The sequence below is a fragment of the Kitasatospora sp. NPDC001261 genome (assembly GCF_042896795.1).
GTDB lineage: Bacteria > Actinomycetota > Actinomycetes > Streptomycetales > Streptomycetaceae > Kitasatospora.
In genome coordinates, this window is the sequence record NZ_JBIAXP010000027.1 from 37,636 (window position 1) to 55,338 (window position 17,703).

18 protein-coding genes are annotated in these 17,703 nt (G+C 73.3%); 10 read left to right on the forward strand and 8 right to left on the reverse strand.

The genetic code is table 11. The features are described 5' to 3' along the window. Positions 1 to 118: 118 nt before the first annotated feature. The 5 genes from ACFY4B_RS31295 (at position 119) to ACFY4B_RS31315 (ending at position 5,111) form a co-directional block, all read left to right on the forward strand. A complete protein-coding gene (locus tag ACFY4B_RS31295; protein ID WP_387973637.1) occupies positions 119 to 1,054 on the forward strand; it encodes a class I SAM-dependent methyltransferase in 936 nt (311 codons plus the stop codon). A gap of 248 nt (positions 1,055 to 1,302) precedes the next feature. Next, positions 1,303 to 1,539 carry a hypothetical protein gene (locus tag ACFY4B_RS31300; RefSeq protein WP_387973640.1) on the forward strand — a complete coding sequence of 79 codons (237 nt, stop codon included), beginning with the start codon at positions 1,303 to 1,305 and terminating at the stop codon, positions 1,537 to 1,539. 175 nt (positions 1,540 to 1,714) lie between these two features. Next, a complete protein-coding gene (locus tag ACFY4B_RS31305; protein ID WP_387973643.1) occupies positions 1,715 to 2,725 on the forward strand; it encodes a quinone oxidoreductase family protein in 1,011 nt (336 codons plus the stop codon). A gap of 192 nt (positions 2,726 to 2,917) precedes the next feature. After that, entirely contained in the window at positions 2,918 to 4,366 is a 1,449-nt protein-coding gene (locus ACFY4B_RS31310; protein ID WP_375877298.1) for a WGR domain-containing protein, read from the forward strand. A 175-nt stretch (positions 4,367 to 4,541) separates the two neighbouring features. Then, positions 4,542 to 5,111 (forward strand): Uma2 family endonuclease, encoded by a 570-nt coding sequence (locus tag ACFY4B_RS31315; RefSeq protein ID WP_079272261.1) that lies wholly within the window; start codon positions 4,542 to 4,544, stop codon positions 5,109 to 5,111. 89 nt (positions 5,112 to 5,200) lie between these two features. Here ACFY4B_RS31315 and ACFY4B_RS31320 read toward each other — a convergent pair whose 3' ends face one another. The 4 genes from ACFY4B_RS31320 to ACFY4B_RS31335 form a co-directional block, all read right to left on the reverse strand. Beyond that, on the reverse strand, positions 5,201 to 6,235 hold the full coding sequence (locus tag ACFY4B_RS31320) for an LLM class flavin-dependent oxidoreductase (protein ID WP_387973646.1): 1,035 nt from the start codon (positions 6,233 to 6,235) through the stop codon (positions 5,201 to 5,203). Positions 6,236 to 6,444: 209 nt separating this feature from the next. Then, positions 6,445 to 6,834 carry an SCO5389 family protein gene (locus ACFY4B_RS31325; RefSeq protein ID WP_387973648.1) on the reverse strand — a complete coding sequence of 130 codons (390 nt, stop codon included), beginning with the start codon at positions 6,832 to 6,834 and terminating at the stop codon, positions 6,445 to 6,447. A gap of 141 nt (positions 6,835 to 6,975) precedes the next feature. After that, positions 6,976 to 8,520: an MFS transporter gene (locus ACFY4B_RS31330; protein ID WP_387973651.1), complete on the reverse strand. Its 1,545-nt coding sequence runs from the start codon at positions 8,518 to 8,520 to the stop codon at positions 6,976 to 6,978. Between the two features lie 221 nt (positions 8,521 to 8,741). After that, a complete protein-coding gene (locus tag ACFY4B_RS31335) occupies positions 8,742 to 9,467 on the reverse strand; it encodes a TetR/AcrR family transcriptional regulator (RefSeq protein WP_387973654.1) in 726 nt (241 codons plus the stop codon). An 81-nt stretch (positions 9,468 to 9,548) separates the two neighbouring features. Here ACFY4B_RS31335 and ACFY4B_RS31340 point away from each other — a divergent pair, with 81 nt between their 5' ends. Both ACFY4B_RS31340 and ACFY4B_RS31345 read left to right on the forward strand, forming a co-directional pair. Next, entirely contained in the window at positions 9,549 to 10,424 is an 876-nt protein-coding gene (locus ACFY4B_RS31340; RefSeq protein ID WP_387973657.1) for an SDR family NAD(P)-dependent oxidoreductase, read from the forward strand. A 53-nt stretch (positions 10,425 to 10,477) separates the two neighbouring features. Beyond that, positions 10,478 to 11,221, forward strand: coding sequence for an SDR family NAD(P)-dependent oxidoreductase (locus tag ACFY4B_RS31345; protein ID WP_387973660.1), 744 nt, complete (start codon positions 10,478 to 10,480; stop codon positions 11,219 to 11,221). 35 nt (positions 11,222 to 11,256) lie between these two features. Here ACFY4B_RS31345 and ACFY4B_RS31350 read toward each other — a convergent pair whose 3' ends face one another. After that, positions 11,257 to 11,724: a nuclear transport factor 2 family protein gene (locus ACFY4B_RS31350; RefSeq protein ID WP_387973663.1), complete on the reverse strand. Its 468-nt coding sequence runs from the start codon at positions 11,722 to 11,724 to the stop codon at positions 11,257 to 11,259. A 99-nt stretch (positions 11,725 to 11,823) separates the two neighbouring features. Between ACFY4B_RS31350 and ACFY4B_RS31355 the strand changes: the two genes are divergently transcribed. The 3 genes from ACFY4B_RS31355 (at position 11,824) to ACFY4B_RS31365 (ending at position 13,229) form a co-directional block, all read left to right on the forward strand. Then, complete coding sequence (locus tag ACFY4B_RS31355) at positions 11,824 to 11,982, forward strand: hypothetical protein (RefSeq protein ID WP_387973666.1); 159 nt, start codon at positions 11,824 to 11,826, stop codon at positions 11,980 to 11,982. After that, positions 11,979 to 12,431: a nuclear transport factor 2 family protein gene (locus ACFY4B_RS31360; RefSeq protein ID WP_387973669.1), complete on the forward strand. Its 453-nt coding sequence runs from the start codon at positions 11,979 to 11,981 to the stop codon at positions 12,429 to 12,431. Before ACFY4B_RS31355 ends, ACFY4B_RS31360 begins: the two co-directional genes overlap by 4 nt. A gap of 135 nt (positions 12,432 to 12,566) precedes the next feature. Then, positions 12,567 to 13,229, forward strand: coding sequence for an NADPH-dependent F420 reductase (locus tag ACFY4B_RS31365; RefSeq protein ID WP_387973793.1), 663 nt, complete (start codon positions 12,567 to 12,569; stop codon positions 13,227 to 13,229). 120 nt (positions 13,230 to 13,349) lie between these two features. Here the strand turns inward: ACFY4B_RS31365 and ACFY4B_RS31370 are convergent, their stop codons facing one another. The 3 genes from ACFY4B_RS31370 to ACFY4B_RS31380 form a co-directional block, all read right to left on the reverse strand. After that, positions 13,350 to 15,212, reverse strand: coding sequence for an FAD-dependent oxidoreductase (locus ACFY4B_RS31370; protein WP_387973672.1), 1,863 nt, complete (start codon positions 15,210 to 15,212; stop codon positions 13,350 to 13,352). Positions 15,213 to 15,347: 135 nt separating this feature from the next. Beyond that, a complete protein-coding gene (locus tag ACFY4B_RS31375) occupies positions 15,348 to 16,472 on the reverse strand; it encodes a DUF5954 family protein (RefSeq protein ID WP_387973676.1) in 1,125 nt (374 codons plus the stop codon). A 99-nt stretch (positions 16,473 to 16,571) separates the two neighbouring features. Next, on the reverse strand, positions 16,572 to 17,612 hold the full coding sequence (locus ACFY4B_RS31380; protein ID WP_387973679.1) for a zinc-binding alcohol dehydrogenase family protein: 1,041 nt from the start codon (positions 17,610 to 17,612) through the stop codon (positions 16,572 to 16,574). Positions 17,613 to 17,703: the final 91 nt, after the last annotated feature.

Below are 17,703 nucleotides of genomic sequence, written 5' to 3' on the forward strand. Positions count from 1 at the left end.
TGACGGGCCCCGGCCGCACCACGGCCGGGGCCGGTGGCGCGACCGGAGGCAACAGGTGTTGCGCCACCAGGCAATAGCTGTTGACGATCTCTGCCGAAGCTCCGTACAGTGCCGGGCCATGGAGACAGGTGATCTTGGTCGGCGGGTGGCGGAGGACGTGGCCGCCGTCGGCGGCGTGGAGGGGCTGCGGCAGCTGTCGGGGGTGATCGAGGCGCTGGAGGAGCGGCGGACGGAGCTGGTGGAGGAGCTGCGGCGCGGGCGGGAGGCGACCTGGGAGGAGATCGGGCGGGCCTGCGGGATGACGCGGCAGGGGGCGACCAGGCGGTGGGCCGGCAGGCTGCGGGCGCGGTCGTTCGGCGTGGCGGCGGACGCGTACCAGCACGGTCGACCGGGCTACCCCCGGGCGCTGGTCGGCTCGGCGGTCCCCCGGGAGGCCCGCCGGGTGCTCGACCTGGGCGCCGGGACGGGCAAGTTGACCGGACTGCTGGTCGAGGCGGGCCTGGACGTGGTGGCGGTCGAGCCCGACGAGGGGATGCGGGCCCGGCTGGCCGCGGCCGTGCCGAGGGCGGCCGTCCGGGCGGGCTCGGCCGAGCGCATCCCGCTGCCGGACGGCAGCGTGGACGCCGTGGTGGTGGCCCAGGCCTGGCACTGGTTCGACCAGGCGGCCGCCGTGCCGGAGATCGCCCGGGTGCTCGCCCCCGGCGGGACGCTCGCGCTGGTGTGGAACGTCCGGGACGAGTCCGAGCCGTGGGCGGCCGCCCTGGGCGTGCTGATGCACCGTTCGACGCCGCAGCGGATCGACACCCGGCCGGCCCTCCCGGCGCCGTTCGGAGCGCCCGAGCGGTTGGAGATCCGCTGGGAGCATGTCACCACCCGGGCCGGGATCGTCGACATGGTCGCCTCGCGCAGCTATGTGATCGCGCTGCCCGAGGACGAGCGGGTCCGCCTGCTGGCCGACGTCGAGCAGCTGCTCGCCACCCACCCGGACCTGGCCGGCCGCGAGGAGATCGCCCTCCCGTACGTGACGAGGTGCACCCGTGTCCGCCTCGGCTGACCTGATCACCCTCCGCCCGCTGGGCGTCGCCGACGCCGAACCGTACCGGCGCTTCCGGCTGGCCGCGCTGCGCGAGACACCGAGCGCCTTCACCTCCAGCCACACCGAGGAGGCCGGCAAGCCCCTGGTCGCGACGCTGCGCCGCCTCGCCGAGGCCCAGGACGGGCCAGGCGCCCTGATCGGGCGCCTTCGACAACACCGCTGCCGCACGCGGCAGAGGCGCGCTGGTCGGCACCGCCGGCCTGAAGGTGCCCAGCCGCAGTCAGGAACGGCACAAGGCCACCCTCTACGGCATGGCGGTGGCCCGCGACGCCGCCGCCTGGGCCGTCGGCCGGACCGGGGAGGGCGGGGCGGTGCGGGCCCAACCGCTCGACCTGGCCGGTGACCACGAGGCCGCAGTCGCGCACTGTCGCGCGGCCGCGGAGCAGACCACCAGCCGCTCCGAGTGGGAACACCCTCTTCGACAGGCCCACCGAACCTCCTGAGCCGGCACGCTGAACGATGCTCGGCCGCAGCCGCGGGCTCCAGGGCAGTCGCCGCGGTACGGCCGGCTTCATGCCGCTGACCTGGACGTGACGGCTACGGCACCTCACCGCGAGCGGAAATAAGATCGCCACGAGTGGAGTTCGGTGAGGGAAGTCTGCCGTTTCAGGAGGGGTCATGCGAGCGATTCAGATGTCCGAAGTGGGCGGTCCCGAGGTGCTGCGACTGGTCGATATCGATCAACCGACGCCGGGCCCGGGCCAAGCGGTCGTGGAGGTCGCCGCATCCGGGGTCAACTTCCTCGACGTCTACCACCGCGAAGGCCGGTACAGCGTCCCGCTGCCCTTCACCCCGGGCGCCGAGGGCGCCGGAACGGTCGTCGAAGTCGGACCCGGCGTCGCTGACGTCGCAGTCGGGGACCGGGTCGGTTGGGTGGAGATTCCCGGCGCGTACGCCGAGCGGGCCGTCGTGGACTCCTCCCGGCTGGTGCCGCTGCCCGACGACATCGGCTTCGAGACAGCCGCCGCCGTGCTCCTCCAAGGCATGACCGCGCACTATCTCGTCAAGGACGCCTACCCGGTTCAGGGGGGCGACACGGTGCTGGTGCATGCGGCTGCCGGTGGCATGGGGCTGCTTCTGACCCAGCTCATCACCCATCTCGGCGGCAGGGTGATCGGCACGACGTCGACCACGGCGAAGGCCGAGCTGGCGAAGCGTGCCGGGGCCGCCGAGGTGATCCTCTCCTCCGCGGTCGACGATCTCGCAGCCGAGGTGAGGCGGCTCAACGGCGGTCAGGGACTGCCGGTCGTCTTCGACGGCGTCGGCGCGGACACCTTCGATGCGAGCCTCGCCAGCCTGCGGACCCGCGGCCATCTCGTGCTCTTCGGCGCGGCAAGTGGTGCCGTGCCGCCGTTCGATCCGATTCGGCTCGCCCACGGCGGTTCGCTGACCCTGATCCGGCCCAGCCTCGGGCACTACATCGCCGATCGGTCCGAACTGCTCCGACGGGCCGCCGATGTGTTCGAGTGGGTGCGCTCCAAGGCGCTCGAGGTCACCGTGACGGGCCGTTACGCATTGTCCGAGGCCGCCCAGGCCCACAGCGATCTGGAGGCTCGGCGTACCACCGGCAAGCTGCTCGTCGTACCCGATGCGGCCGCTGCCGGACGCCGCGAGGAGACGCAGAGCTGATCGAGGGCGACGAGGTCGGGGATCTTGGAGACTGCGCCCTCCTGGCCGACCCGGGCTGACCTCATGGGTCCCGCCCGTGACCGGAGCCGATTGTCAGTGCCCGGTCGTAGCTTGTGGGGTGTCGGCGGGCGGGTCCCGCCGGCCCCCGCTTCCCTTGCCCGAAATCTCCGTCGCCCGAAAGGGGACCGCGCCGTGTCCGTCGCCGTGGAAGAGCAGGTCACGTACCTCGAACTGTCCGAGGACGAGGGGAGTGCGCACAAGTTCTACGAGGTGCGGCTCGCCGGCCAGGTGGTGACGGTACGGTACGGGCGGATCGGCGAGCCCGGGCAGAGCAAGGCGACGACGTACCCGAGCCCGGAGAAGGCGGCCTCGGCGGCGGCGAAGAAGATCGGCGAGAAGGTCCGCAAGGGCTACGCCCCGGCCGTCCGGGGCGTGCGCCAGCGCCGGGAGGTGACCAGGCGGCAGATCGTCAGCAGCCGCTCGACCGCCCGCCAGGCGCCGCTGCTGTGGCGCTTCCGCTCCGGCTCGCCCGCCTTCGGGATCTTCGTCGGCGAGGAGCACGCCTGGGTCGGCAACGAGCGCGGCGACGTCTACACCCTCACCCACGACGGCGAGGTGACGGCCCGCTACGGCCTGCCGGACGGCGTGAAGTGCATCGTCGCGGACGACTGGTGGATCTACGCCGGCTGCGACGACGGCAAGGTGTACGACCTGGGCGGCAAGATCCCGCGGGTGGCGTACGAGATAGCCCAGGACGTGGACATCTTCTGGCTCGACATCCACGACGGCGTGCTGGGCGTCGCCGACGAGCGCGGCGGGCTGACCACGGTGGACCACGAGGACGAGTTCCAGTGGCGCCGCCAGGCCGACGGCCGGTCCGGCTGGATGGTGCGCTGCGACGCCGACGGCGTCTACCACGGCCACTCGCGCGGGGTCGCCCGCTACGACAACCGCAGCGGCGACCAGCGCTGGTACACCCCCACCCGGGGAGGGGTGCTGTTCGGCTGGCAGGAGGCCGACGAGGTGTTCGCCGGCACCGGGCAGGGCTGGGTGCACCGGCTGCGCAAGTCGGACGGCGCCGAGGTGGCCGCCTACCGCTGCGACGCCGGCGTGTTCTCCTGCGCGGCCTCCCCGGACGGCGAGTACGTCTTCGCGGGGGACAACCACTCCTCGGTGTACTGCTTCGCCGCCGACGGCACGCGGCTGTGGAAGCTCGCCACCGGCTGCGGCTCGGCGTACAGCATGCAGTACCGGGAGGGGCGGCTCTACCTGGTGACGACGGACGGTTCGCTGGCCTGCCTGGACGCCGGCGAGCAGGCGGTGCGGGCGGCCGAGGACGGCACGCTGCCGAAGACCGCCGAGGTCAAGGGCGCGGGCTGGGAGCCGGTGCGGGCCGGCGCCGGGCTGGAGACGGTCGCGGTGGCCACCGCCCGGACCGGCGGCGAGGTCGAGGTCGAGTGCGTCCAGGACGGCACCCGGCTGCGCGTGCGGGTGCTCTCGCAGGGCTACGACCCGTCCTGGCGCGTGCAGTTCCCCAAGGACATCCGCATCCCCGGCGCCCGCTACCTGGTCGCCGAGGTCCGGGAGTCCGCCTCGGGCGGCTTCTACCGGGCACGCGGCGAGATCAAGCGCCTGCTCTGACCGGCGACTTGATGCCTGGTGACGGTGATCCGGCTCGGGGCGGCGGCTTCCCGAGGTTGTCCGGTTTTGGCGGGTAGGTCTGGTGGCGCGTGCATATGCGGCGGTGTTACCCCGGTAGTCTTTCCGCCGGGCAGCCCCTGAGCGTTGAGACCAGCGCCGGACAGGAGAGCACTACGTGAGCACAGCGCACATCGGCCCGGGCGACTACAGCCACGTGCCGAACCCGGAGCAAGCCCTCAAGTATGCGATTCAGCACATCGCGGGTGAACGCGTTGAGATCGTTGAGGGAGTCATCACTCCCGTGTCGCCGTCCTGGGAGCATGAGAACACCGTCGATCTGATCCGCTTGCAGATCGGACCCCGCCAGCGCGAACTCGGATTGCGTTCAGGTTCGGGCAACCTCGACCTGCCCGGTACCGAGAACTACTACATCCCGGACCTGGCCCTTGTGCCGGTGAAACTGGCGGTGAACAACCCCGGTGCGTTGCTTCCCGATCAGACCGTCCTCGTGGTCGAGGTCACGTCCCCGTCGAACGCCGACACCGACCGGACGGTGAAGCGCCGCCGCTACGCCCAGTTCGGTGCGCCGCTCTACCTCCTGGTGGACCGGCAGGAGCGGGCGTGCACGCTGTTCTCCCAGCCGGGTGCGCTCGGTTACACCAGGGTGGAGGGGCCGCACCCGTTCGGGGTGCCGGTGCGGCTGCCCGAGCCGTTCGAACTGGACGTGGACACCAGCGAGTTCTGAGCCGTCGGCGGTTCACGAGGTGGCCGTAGCCGCCGGCCGTGTCGAGGGTGTCGACGTCCATGGTGCTCCCCCGGGAGTCGTGCGGTCGGTCAGTCCCGGCCGGGGGTCCAGCCGAGGGCGGGGCCGAGGCGGGTGGCCAGGTCGGTGAGGATCTGCGTGTAGTCCTCGTGCTCGAAGGTGAACGGCAGCGCGAAGGCGACCTCGTCGACCTCGCGGTAGCCGGCGTGGGCGTGCAGCCGCTCGACGAGTTCCTCGGTCGTGCCGACCAGGTCGGGGGCGAACAGCAGCCGGGCCGGGCCCTGCGGGGCGAGGGTGCGCGGGGCGCGGGCGAGGGCGTAGGCCTGGTACTTGGCGCGCTGCTCGGGGGTGGCGCTGTCGGTGGGGATGACCACCAGGCCCTGGGAGACCCGGGCGCGGTCGCCGTCGGGGTGGCGCTCGCGGAAGGCGCGGATCTGGGCGGCCTGGATGGCGGCGAAGTCGAGCGGCTCCGCGTCGTCGCCCTCCGCCTTCACGACGCTGCTGGTGAGCAGGTTGAGCCCCTGCTCGCCGGCCCAGCGGGCCGAGCGCAGGCTGCCGGCGCCGTACCAGAGCCGGGAGGCCAGCCCGGGGGAGTGCGGCTGGACACGGCGGGAGTACACCTCGATGCCCTCGGTGCCGGCGAAGTCGGAGGCATCCTCGCCGCGGACCAGGGCGAGCAGCCGCTCGGCGCGCCGGGGGCTGAAGTCCTCCTGGTCGCCGGTGTCGGGGTAGAGCGCGTCGCGCAGGTGCGCGTAGTGGGTGGGCGGGCCGACGCTGAAGCCGGGGTTGAGCCGCCCGCCGGAGAGCACGTCCACGGTGGCCAGGTCCTCGGCGAGCCGCAGCGGGTTCTCCCAGCCGAGCGGGGTGACGGCGGTGCCGAGCTGGATGCGGCTGGTGCGCTGGGTGGCGGCGGCGAGCACGGCGACCGGGGAGGAGATGCCGTACTGGAGGTGGCGGTGGCGCAGCCAGGCGCTGTCGAAGCCGAGCCGCTCGCCGAGGGTGATGAGGTCGAGGGTGGACTCGTGGCCGCGGCGCGGGTCCGCCTCGTCGAAGAGCCCGATGGTCAGGAAGCCGAGTTTCCGCAGCGGTCGGGGGTTCGGCGACATGGTGGGCTCCGCGGGGTGAGGGGCGGCCCGGGGCGGGCCGGTCGGGTGGTGCGTTTCGAACGTACGCAGCCGCCGCGCCGCCCGACAAGATCGACGCGCGATCCGGACACCGGCCCGCAACGGCCCGCAACGGTGCGCAACACGGCGACACGTACGGCGGCGGCTCCCGCCCCGTCGGGCCGGGTGGGAGCCGCCGCACCGGGGCGCCGTCAGCAGCTGCGCAGCTCCGGGCTCTGGTTGCGGATCTGGTTGTGCAGCGAGGTGAACTCGCGGTACGCCGCGCCGTCCTCGGTGCCGGGGCGGAAGGCGCCGACCCGGTGGCAGTTGACGAAGGCGAGCTTCACCCCGAAGTGGTTCTCCAGGCTGCCGCGGATCGCGTTGCTGGCGAGGGCGCGCAGCAGCTGGGCGCGCTGCTCGTCGCTGGGCGTGGTGTTGTCGGTGCTGAACTCCGCTTCACCGGCCGCGAGTTCGGTGCTGAGCCCGGCGACGACCTGGTAGGCGTACGGGAGCGAGGCGCGCACGGTGTCGAGGAACTCGGCCTCGTCGACGCGGCCCTGCTGGGCCTGGGCGAGGAGGGCGGGGGAGACGTCGAGCGACATGGGTGTCCTCTTTCGGGGGGTGCGTCGAGGTTTCGGGAACGGGTCGGGCTTCGACCCGTGGCGGGCAGAGGTCACCCGCAAACGGTTATCGAAGATGAAAACCATTACGGGGAAGACTCTCCCGTTCACCCTGACGCCCTGTCAAGCACCTCCCCCCGAAGGGCTGACGGCCGGCGGCACCGGCACCCGGCTGACCTTGATGACGAACACCGCGATCGCCACCGCCAGCGCGGCGAACACCAGGCCCAGCTGGAAGGCGCTGGCGATACCGTGCACCAGCACCTGCGAGGAGTAGGGCTCCGGGAGCCGGCCGGTGGCCCGGAACTGGGCGGCCTGCTGCGGGGTGGCCTGCCGGAGGAAGGCCCCGGCCTGCTGCCGGGCCTCGGCGCGGCTGGCCGTGCCGTACACCGTGACCAGGATCGACAGGCCGAGCGAGCCGCCGACCTGCTGGGTGGTGTTGAGCATGCCGGTGGCGGCGCCGGTCTCGTGCGGGGCGACGTGGGAGACGACGGTGAGGGTGGCGGGGACGAAGATCGAGCCCATGCCGAAGCCGAACATCATGGTCGGTCCGAGGATGCCGCCGACGTAGCTGCTGTCGATGTCGATCTGCGTCGCCCAGGCGACCCCGCCCAGCACCAGGAGCGAGCCGGCGACGAGGAAGGGCTTGGGGCCGAAGCGCAGCTGGTTGCGGGCGGCGAACTGGGCGGCGCCGACGATGGCCACGCTGATCGGCAGGAACGCGAAGCCGGCCCGCAGCGGGCTGAAGCCGAGGATCTCCTGGACGAACAGGGTGATGAAGAAGAAGATGCTGAACATCGTCGCGGCCACGCAGAGCAGCAGTCCGTACGCGCCCGAGCGGTTGCGGTCCCGTAGGAGGCGCAGGGGCATGATCGGCTGGCGTGCGCGTCGCTCGTTCGCCACGAACACCGCGACCAGGACCACGGCGAGGCCGAAGGCGGTGAGCGTCACCGGGTCCGTCCAGCCGTGGTCGGAGGCGCGGATGAAGCCGTAGACCAGGGAGACCATGCCCGCGGTGGCGGTGAGGGCGCCGGGCAGGTCGAAGCGGCCGGGGTGGCGCTCGGACTCGTTGATGTAGAGCGGCGCCAGCAGCGCGATCGCGATGCCGATCGGCACATTGACGAAGAGCACCCAGCGCCAGGACAGCCAGGAGGTGAGCATGCCGCCGAGCAGCAGTCCGATCGCGCCACCGGCCCCGGCGACGGCGGAGTAGACCCCGAAGGCCCGGTTGCGTTCCTGGCCCTCCTTGAAGTTGGTGGCGATCAGCGCCAGCGCCGTGGGCGAGGCGATGGCCCCGCCCACGCCCTGCAGGGCCCGCGCCGCCAGCAGCCAGGCGGAGGACTGCGCGACGCCGCCGAGCAGCGAGGCCAGGCTGAACACCAGCACGCCGACGACGAACACCCGCCGCCGCCCGAGGATGTCGCCCGCCCGTCCGCCGAGCAGCAGCAGCCCGCCGAAGGTCAGGGTGTAGGCGTTGATGACCCAGGACAGGTCGGTGGTGCTGAACTTCAGCGCCTGCTGGATGTGCGGCAGCGCGATGTTCACGATCGTGATGTCCAGGACGACCATCAGCTGTGTCGCCGCGATGACGGTGAGTGCAATCCCCGGGTGCTGGCCCCGACGTGCGGTCGCGGGCGAAGCCTCGGCCAGGGCGCGCGAGGTGGCCATGGCGGTCCCCCAAAGGGTTCGGGGGTGAACGACGGGAAGGGGACGGATTCGTTCACCACTACCGACGGTATCCCCGGGGCATAGGGAACACAATCGTTCATTACGGACAGGCACCTGCTTCCCGGTCGCTCCGTGCACCGGTGCGAAGTCGGGCCGCGGTGGAGGCCGGGGTGGAGCGGAGGCCGGGGTGGAGCGGAGGCCGGGGTGGAGCGGCGCGGGGGTCAGGGCGTGTCGTGGGGCCATCCGTCGCCCGCGTGCCGGGTGGCGGCGACGGCGTAGCCGGTGAGCAGGGCGGCCAGGATGTCGGTGAGGCGGGGCTCGACGTCGACGACGGAGTGGGAGAGCTCGGGGTCGGTCTCGTAGAAGGCGCGCAGGCGGGTGCCGGGGGCGGCCATCTGCCACAGGGCGCCGGCCATCGAGGTGGCGGTGGTGACGACGCTGCGGGCCTGGTCGGCGCCGAGCGGGGCGATGGGGCCGAGGGCCGCGCCGACCGCGTCCACCTCGGCGATGGCGCGGACCTTGAACGCGCGGACCGTGTCGAGGGAGACGTTGCGCTCCAGGTTCAACGGGGTGTGCGCGAGCAGGTCGCAGAAGAGCGGGCGGGTCGCCAGCGACTGCGCCAGGACGCCCGCGATCGAGTGGGCTCCGTGGGCCCATTCGGGGTCCGAGGCGGTCTCGCACGGGGTGAGGGCGGCGAGGCGGTCGCGGACCTCGGCCGACCAGTCCTGCCAGGCCTCGGCGGCGAGCCGCAGGAAGATGTCCTCCCGCGTCTCGAAGTAGCGCAGCATCGCGGACTTGTGCATGCCGACCTCGTCGGCGATGGCGGTCACGGTCACCTCGCGGACGCCGTTGGCGGCGGCCAGGCGTGCGGCGGCGGCGAGGATCGCGTCCTCGCGGGCGCGCTTGGCCTCGGGGGTGCGGGCGCGCTGGAAGTCGGAGTCGGTCACGCCGTCGAGTCTAGCGAAACGTGGTTGCGGTAATAACGATCCGGCGTTGCGTTATTAGCGCAACGGTGTTTCACTAAATCCATGAGCACCCACACCGACACCCGCACCTGGTTCATCACCGGCTCCTCGCGCGGCTTCGGCCGCTCCCTGGCCTCGGCCGCCCTGGCGGCCGGTGACCGGGTCGTCGCCACCGCCCGCAAGCCCGAGCAACTCGACGACCTGGTCGCCCGCCACGGCGACCGCGTCCTGCCCGTCGCCCTGGACGTCACCGACCCGGACGCGGTCCAGGCCGCCTTCGCCGCAGCCCGTACGGCCTTCGGCTCCGTCGACGTCGTGGTCAACAACGCCGGGTACGCCAACCTCGCCCCGGTCGAGACCGCCGACGAGGAGGACTTCCGCCGCCAGTTCGACACCAACTTCTGGGGCGTCTACCACGTCTCCAAGGCCGCGATCCCGCTGCTGAAGGAACAGGGCGGCGGCATCGTGATCCAGTTCTCCTCCGTCGGCGGGCGCGTCGGCGCCACCCCGGGGCTCGGCTCCTACCAGGCGGCGAAGTTCGCCGTGGACGGCTTCACCCGCGTCCTGGCGGCCGAGACCGCGCCGCTGGGCATCCGCTACCTCGTCGTCGAGCCCGGCGGGTTCGCCACCGACTGGGCCGGGGCCTCGATGGAGGTCGACGACGTACCCGCCGACTACCGCGCCACCGTCGGCGCCCTCGCCGACCTCCTGCGCGGCGGCGGGGCGGCCGTGGGCGACCCCGACCGCGCGGCGCAGATCCTCGTCCGGATCGTCCACGCCGACCGGCTGCCCACCCACCTGCTCCTGGGCGCCGGCGCCGCGGACATGGCGCTGGACTACTCCCGCGGCCAGCTCGCCGAGGCCACCGCCTGGCAGGCCGTCTCCGCGTCCGCCGACACCGGCGCCGCCTACCCCGTCGACCTGCCGGCCGGCGGCTGAGACGCCCGCCGCGAAGTCCCGAAGTCCCAAGGTCCCGAAGGGAGAACCCGGACATGCGACCGTTCCACGGCAAGGCCGCACTGGTCACCGGCGCCGGCTCGGGCATGGGCCGCGCCACCGCGATCCTGCTGGCGCGGCGCGGCGCCGCCGTCACCGTCGTCGGCCGCCGCGAGCACCGGCTCGCCGAGGTGGTCGCCGAGATCACCGCCGCGGGCGGGCGGGCCCTCGCCGTCCCCGGCGACGTCAGCCGCCCCGAGGACAACGAGCGGGCGGTCGCCCGTACGGTCGAGGCGTTCGGCGCGCTGCACTACGCCGTCAACAACGCCGGGGTCTCCGGCGACTTCACCCCGCTGCCCGACATGACCCCCGAGCAGTGGCGGCGCACCGTCGACATCGACCTCAACAGCCTCTTCTACGGCATCAAGTACGAGATCCCGGCGATCCTCGCCTCGGGCGGCGGCGCCATCGTCAACGTCTCCAGCGTGTTCGCCGACCGCGGCGGCCCCACCGCCGAGTACTCCAGCGCCAAGCACGGTATCCGCGGCCTGACCCGCACCGCCGCGATCCAGTTCGGCGGCCAGGGGGTGCGCGTCAACGAACTCCAACCCGGCGTCATCGACACCGAGATGACCCGGGCCAACCCCGAGGGCACCAGGCGGGTCGCTGAGACGGGCATCCCCATGGGCCGGGTCGGCACCGGGCGCGAGATCGCCACCGCCATCGCGTTCCTGCTGTCGGACGACGCCGCCTACGTCAACGGCAGCCACCTCGCCGTCGACGGCGGATTCCTCGCCTGACGGGACGAGGCCCGCCGCGCCCCGGACTGCCTGCTTCAGGGGGTGCTGGGGCGGGTCTCGGTCCAGTCCACCATCAGCCGTCGTTCGGCGAAGAACCACTCCCCGTCGCGCTTGACGAACCGGTCCAGGTAGCGGATCGAGGCGATCATGATCGACCGCTCGGCGTCCGTGCCGTAGGAGAGGTGGTGGGCCAGGCAGTAGCTCTCACCGCTCGCCCGGTCGCCGTCCAGGACCACGGTGCTCTGCCCGTTGAAGTGGGTGGTGGCCCGGTAGGTGTTCAGGTTGTCGAAGACCGGGGCCAGGGCGTCGCGGCCGCGCAGTTCCTGGGTCGGCTCGGCCGCGGTGGCGTCCATGAAGACCAGGAAGCGGGCGTCCTCCGTGAACAGGGCCATCTGCCCCTCGGCGTCACGGCGGTCGGCGCAGTGCGCGTAGGCGTCGACGAGCTCCCGGATGGCCAGCCGGTCCGCGGCCTCCTGGGGCGGGATCGGATCGTGGGACGACACGGTGACTCCCTCCGGACGGGTGCGACACCTGAATCAGAGCACCGGAGGCCGGGCTCCTCAACCGCGCCCCGTCCGCCACGAGGACACCGACCAGGAGACGTGGTCGACGGCGCGGTCGCCGCCGGTATCCCCGCCGACTACGCTCTGGTGCTGCGCCGGCTCCCCGGCGACACCGAGAAGGTCACCGGCGGGCCGGCCACGACCGTCCGCGAATTCGCCGAGCGCCACGCCCGTACGTGGGCCCTGGAGGAGAAGTGAGCAGGACCGTCGACGACGACACCCCTCTGGTCGGGGCGAACAGCCCGTTCTTCCGCATCGTCAAGGAGGGGCTGGACGGCCTGGTCGACGGGGAGGACTACTACGACCTGTTGGCCGAGGACGTGGTCTTCGAGTTCGTGATCACCGTGCCGGGATACCCCAGGCGCGTCGAGGGACGCCAGGCGATCGTCGACCTGTACAGCGACTACGGCGACTACGTGACGCTGCACGGCGCGGACAACCTCCGCGTCCACCGCGACCCCGAGACCTCGGTGGTCGTCCTGGAGTACGAGGTCCACGGCACCTCGGTCCACACCGGGCGGCCCTACGACAACCGCTTCGTCTCCGTCGTGACCGTCAAGGACCGCAAGGTGGCGCACTGGCGCGACTACCTCGACCCCACCGCCGTGTTCGACGCCCAGGGCTGGCCGCACAGCGGCCGCGCGTAGGAGCCACCGGACCCGCGTCGCCGCCGGGAACCCCACCACCCTCGACCGGGTGGCGTCTCAGGCATTCGGGCTACTGCCCGACAACCTCGGGGGCATCCGAGGAACATCTGACCCCTACATTCGCGGAGAGGAAGGCTGAGGAACATGACCACCGCAATCGTGGGCGTGGGCAACATCGGCGGCGCGGTCGCCCGGCACCTGGTCGCCGGAGGAGAGCACGTCGTCCTGACGGGGAAGAGCGCGTCGCGGGCCCAGGAGCTGGCGGACGAGCTCGGACCGCTCGCGCACACCGCCACCGTCCGGGACGCCGCCGCCGAGGCCGACACCGTCGTGTTCGCCGTCTGGCTCGACACCATCAAGGAGCTGATCCCGCAGGTTTCGCCGCTGCTCGTGGGCAAGGTCGTGGTCGACCCGTCGAACCCGATCGCCTTCGACGGCCAGGGCCGGATGGTGCGGTCCCTGCCCGACGGGCAGTCGGCCGGATCCGTCGTCGCCGCGCTCCTGCCCGGGGGCGCCCACTACGTCAAGGCGTTCGGCACCCTCGCCGCCGAGGCGCTCGCCGCGAGCGCGAACCGCACCCCGCAGCGGGCCGCGCTGCTCTACGCCACCGACGACGAGCACGCCGCGGCGGCCGCCGAGCGGCTGATCCGCACGGCCGGATTCGACCCGGTGAAGGCCGGCGGCCTGGCCGACGCCGGACGCATCGAGGCCCCCGGCGGGGACCTGCACCAGTCCGGCCTCGACGGCGAGGTGGTCGGCGCCGACCAGGCCAGGGCGGCGATCACGGCCGACCGGTGAACGACCGACCGGTGAACGACCGGCCGTTGAACGACCGGCCGTGACAGCCCGTCCGACTGCGCCTGACCACGCCGGATGTGATGTACTCCCGGCCCTCCCGGCCCTCCTGGGCGGGCCGGGTCAGCCGAGGTCGAAGGTGTTCGGCAGGCCGAGGCGGTAGCGGGCCTCGTCGACCAGCTTGAGGGGCTCCAGCTCCGGGGGACGGAAGAGCAGCTGGATCCGGCAGCGTTCGGCGGGCGAACCGTCGGCGTCCAGGAGGGCGTTGACGGCGCGGCGCGCGGACTCGTTGGCGCCCTCCATGGTGGCCAGGTCGACGTCGGTGCGGACGTAGTCGCCGGCCAGGAAGAAGTTGCCGACGGCGGTGGCGGCGGAGGGCCGGTGGTAGAGCGTGCCAGCGGGGTGGACCAGGAGTTGCTCGCGGTTGGCCGGGGCCGGCCCGCCCAGGCCGGTGACGGCCGGGTCGAGGAACCACGAGTGCACGTCCGCGTCCGCCGGCCAACCGGCGCCCGGCCGGTCGAGGGCCCGCCGGCACTGCGCCCAGACCTCGCGGGCCACCTCCTCGCGGGTGCACTCCTTGGCCGTCCTGCCGTAGAGGATGCCGGGACGGTCCCACTCCGAGACGCAGACCGAGAGGCAGTCGCGCACCGTGCCGTCGCCGTAGGCGGCCGCGAAGTCGCGGTCCCAGAACTGCGCCTGGTTGACCGTGGTGAGCGACCAGGGGGAGTCCAGGCAGATGGCGTGGCCGTGTACCAGCCGCAGCGGGCGGCGCAGGTAGAACTGGATGCCCGTCATCCAGTCGGTGCCGATCGCGTCGCAGCGCGCCAGTTGGGGATCGGCGGCGCGCAGGCGCGGACCCCAGGTGGTGCGGGCGTGCTCGACCGGCAGCGCGCTGAGGTAGTAGTCGGCCCGCACCGTCTCCGGGGCGCCGCCGCCGGCCGGCGCCACCAGGACCCCGGTGATCCGGCCCTCGTCGTACAGGACCTCCCGGACCTCGGTGCCGGTCCGGAACTCGACGCCCAGTGCGGAGAGGTGGGCCGCCCACGGGTCGATCCAGGCCTCACTGGTGGGGCCGTTGAGCACCCGGTCGAGCTGTCCGTCGACGCCGCGCCCGAGCAGGCCGTTCAGCAGGAAGGCCTCGATGATGGTGCGGGCCACCGTACGGGTGCTGGCCTGCTCGGCCCGGGTCGCCACCAGGTCCCGGGACACGCCGACCCCGAGGAGGCGCTGGTAGTCGTGGGACATCCGCCCGGCCCTGATGAAGTCCCACCACGGCACCAGTTCCCACTGCTGCTCGCGGCGCAGGTCGCAGCTGGTCAGGTGGACCAGGACCCGGTCCACGAAGTAGGCCAGCTCGTCGGCGGGCAGGTGCAGCACCTCGTCCAGCGCGCCGGTCAGGGTCCGCCGCAGGGCGTCCGGGGCGAGGTCGCCCAGGTCGAGCGGGCGGCGGGTGAGGGTCCGGAACGGGAGCAGCAGGCCCGGGCGCGGGGCGTCGAAGGCCAGCAGCGCCTGGGTGGCGTCGCGCAGGTTGTCGTGGACGCCGCCGGGGTTGCCCGGGTAGGGGATGCGGCGCAGGGTGTCCGGCAGGTTGCGGTAGAAGCCGGGGAAGAACCGGAAGCCGTGCTCGCCCGGCAGCGCTCGGCGTCCACCGCGCGCGCCGCCCGGCACGTCCATGCTCCGGGCCTTGCCGCCGAGCGCGGCGTAGTACTCGTACACCGTCACCCGGTAGCCGCGCTCGGCCAGTTCGTGCGCCGCGCTCAGCCCGGACACCCCGCCGCCGAGGACCGCCACGGTCCGCCCGGAGCCGGAGCCGGAGCCGCCGCGGGCGGCGGTGCCCGCGCCACGCGGGAGCGCGGCGGCGCCCGCAGCGGGACCGACCGCCAGCGCCCCGCCCAACGCGGCGGCGCGGGTGAGGAACTGGCGTCGGGTCCGCCCGCTCACCGCGTCCTCGTGCGAACCGTCCTGTGAACCCTCGGCCAACCCCATGCTGCGCGCACCTCCGGCTCCTTGGTCACCCCGAGCGGTTGGGATGACCCCCCGGTGTGCAACGAGCGGGGCCGGTGCCGGTCACCCGTCACGGACCACGGTGGTGGAGGGGTGTTCGACGGGGTGGGCCCGCCCCTACGCCCCGTCGTCCTCGAAGCGCGGGAGCGGGGTGCCGCGCCGGGCCATCTCGGCCTCGAAGAGGCGCTGGAACTCCCGCGCGGACTCGTCGAGGACGATCGGCTCGTCATCGTCCTCGTCGGGGACGATGCCCTGCGCTCGCAGCTTCTGGTCCATCACCAGGATCGGGTCCTCGGGGTCGTGGTCGGAAGGGCGGGGCCCCTCGGGTCCGTCCGGGCCGAAGCGGACGGCGCGCTCCACCCGGATGATCCGCAGGAGCCGGTCCTCGACGGTGAGTTCGAAGCCCTGCTCGGCTTCGAGCCGGTCCGCCGCCTCGGCGTAGCGGGCCCGTTGCCGGTCGCTCAGCCGGCGTTCGACCGGCTCGGTCACGCGCAGCCGCATCGACAGGATGTCCCGGGCGCGGAAGGGGGTGGGGGCGTCCATGACGCCGACCGGACGCCACCGGCCGTCGACCCGTTCCGCGACGCCGAACGCGGCCGGCAGCAGCACCACACCCGGGTGGGTGGTGCTGGAACGCAGCGCGTCCCGGCGGACCTCGGGCGGGAAGTCGCGTGCGGTGGGCACCAGTTGGATGAGGTCGGTCTTGAGGATGCCGGTGGAGAGCCCGGTCGGCAGGGCGGGGTCCATGACGAAGCCGGCGGCCGGGTCCAGGGCTTCGGCGAGCGGGCGCTTGCGGTGGTCGTCGGGGTCGGTGGAGCGCGGCGGCTCCGGGCCGTCCGGACCGCTGCGGATGTACCGTTCGGCCCGCACCACGCGGTAGCGGACGTCCAGTTCGACCTCGTCGAGCTTCTCCCACTCCAGCCGCCCGGCCGCGGCCAGGTAGCGCTGCTGCGCCGCGGTGTCGCCGGCCCGCTCCGCCCGGCCGGCCTGCTCGCGGCAGACCATGCCCAGGTCGTCGCGGGCCGACTGCGGGTAGACCTCGGCCATCGAAGTGCGCAGGGCCCAGCCGCCCGTGGGCAGTTCACGGGCGACGCCGAAGGCCCTGCTCCCGGCCGACAGGATCTGCGGATAGCTGTCGCGGGCCGTCCACGCCTCGACGTCCGCCATCCCCGCCACGGGCTCGGTGGGGGCGGCCATCCTGATGGAGAGGTAACCGGGGACATCGTCAGGGAAGTTCACCATGCGCACATGATGCAACCGGTCGGCCACCGAGCGCAGTCAAACGGCCCCTCCTGTCACTCCGAAGGGGCGGGTCACCGCCGTGCCGCTCCGGGTGGCGCGCTACTCGGGTACGAGCACCGCGACGCCCGTCACCCGGTCCGCGGCGAGGTCGGCGAGCGCCGCGTCCGCCCGGCGCAGGGGGTAGCGGCTGACGTGGACCACCGGGCGGGCGCGGGCCGCCTCCGCCAGGAAGGCCAGGCCGTCGGCCCGGGTGTTGGCGGTGACGCTGCGCAGCGTGCGCTCCTGGAAGAGGTGCCGCTGGTAGTTCAGCGACGGGATGTCGGTGAGGTGGATGCCGGCCACGGCGAGCGTGCCGCCGCGGTCCAGCGCGGTGAGGGCGGCGGGTACGAGGCCGCCGACCGGGGCGAAGAGGACGGCCGCGTCCAGCGGCTGCGGGGGCGGGTCGTAGGAGTCGCCGGCGAAGGCGGCGCCGAGTTCCAGTGCCAGCCGTCGGGCCGCCTCGGAGCGGGTGAACACGGCCACCCGGGCGCCCCGGGCGAGGGCGATCTGGGCGGTCAGGTGCGCGGACGCGCCGAAGCCGTAGATGCCGAGCAGCCCGCCCGTCGGCAGTTCGGCCCGTTCCAGGGCCCGGTAGCCGATGATCCCGGCGCACAGCAGCGGGGCGAGTTCCTCGGCGGGCGGGCCCTCGGGCAGCCGGTAGGCGTAGCGGGCGTCCGCGGTGACGTGCCCGGCGTAGCCGCCGTGCCGGTCCCAGCCGGTGTACCGGGAGTCGGGGCAGAGGTTCTCGCGCCCGCTGCGGCAGTACCCGCAGCCGCCGCAGGTCCGGGCCAGCCAGGCCACCCCGGCCCGGTCCCCGACGGTGAACTCCTCGACCTCGGACCCGGCCGCCAGCACGTGCCCGACCACCTCGTGCCCGGGCGTGCGCCTCGCCGTCCTGGGGGAGAGGTCCCCCTCCGCGAGGTGGAGGTCGGTGCGGCACACCCCGCAGGCCTCCACCTCGACCAGGATCTCCTGCGGCCCGGGCGGGTCGAGCGGTCGGCGCTCCCACACCAGCGGGCCCGGTCCCGGCCCGCCGACCGGCCCGGGGCGGTCCACCACCCAGGCCCCGGTCTCCGTCGGTAGGGGTTCCCTCGTGGTCATCGCGGCCTCCTGCCGGTCCGCCGGGCACGCGGACCGCCCGGCGTCACGCTCCGTATGTACCCACGGTGCCCCACGCCCCGCCCCGCCCCGC

Coding starts and splice junctions, on each gene's coding strand:
- ACFY4B_RS31295 (WP_387973637.1), top strand. CDS start 119: ATGGAGACAGGTGATCTTGGTCGGCGGGTGGCGGAGGACGTGGCCGCC.
- ACFY4B_RS31305 (WP_387973643.1), top strand. CDS start 1,715: ATGCGAGCGATTCAGATGTCCGAAGTGGGCGGTCCCGAGGTGCTGCGA.
- ACFY4B_RS31320 (WP_387973646.1), bottom strand. CDS start 6,235: ATGTCGCCGAACCCCCGACCGCTGCGGAAACTCGGCTTCCTGACCATC.
- ACFY4B_RS31325 (WP_387973648.1), bottom strand. CDS start 6,834: ATGTCGCTCGACGTCTCCCCCGCCCTCCTCGCCCAGGCCCAGCAGGGC.
- ACFY4B_RS31330 (WP_387973651.1), bottom strand. CDS start 8,520: ATGGCCACCTCGCGCGCCCTGGCCGAGGCTTCGCCCGCGACCGCACGT.
- ACFY4B_RS31340 (WP_387973657.1), top strand. CDS start 9,549: ATGAGCACCCACACCGACACCCGCACCTGGTTCATCACCGGCTCCTCG.
- ACFY4B_RS31345 (WP_387973660.1), top strand. CDS start 10,478: ATGCGACCGTTCCACGGCAAGGCCGCACTGGTCACCGGCGCCGGCTCG.
- ACFY4B_RS31370 (WP_387973672.1), bottom strand. CDS start 15,212: ATGGGGTTGGCCGAGGGTTCACAGGACGGTTCGCACGAGGACGCGGTG.
- ACFY4B_RS31375 (WP_387973676.1), bottom strand. CDS start 16,472: ATGGTGAACTTCCCTGACGATGTCCCCGGTTACCTCTCCATCAGGATG.
- ACFY4B_RS31380 (WP_387973679.1), bottom strand. CDS start 17,612: ATGACCACGAGGGAACCCCTACCGACGGAGACCGGGGCCTGGGTGGTG.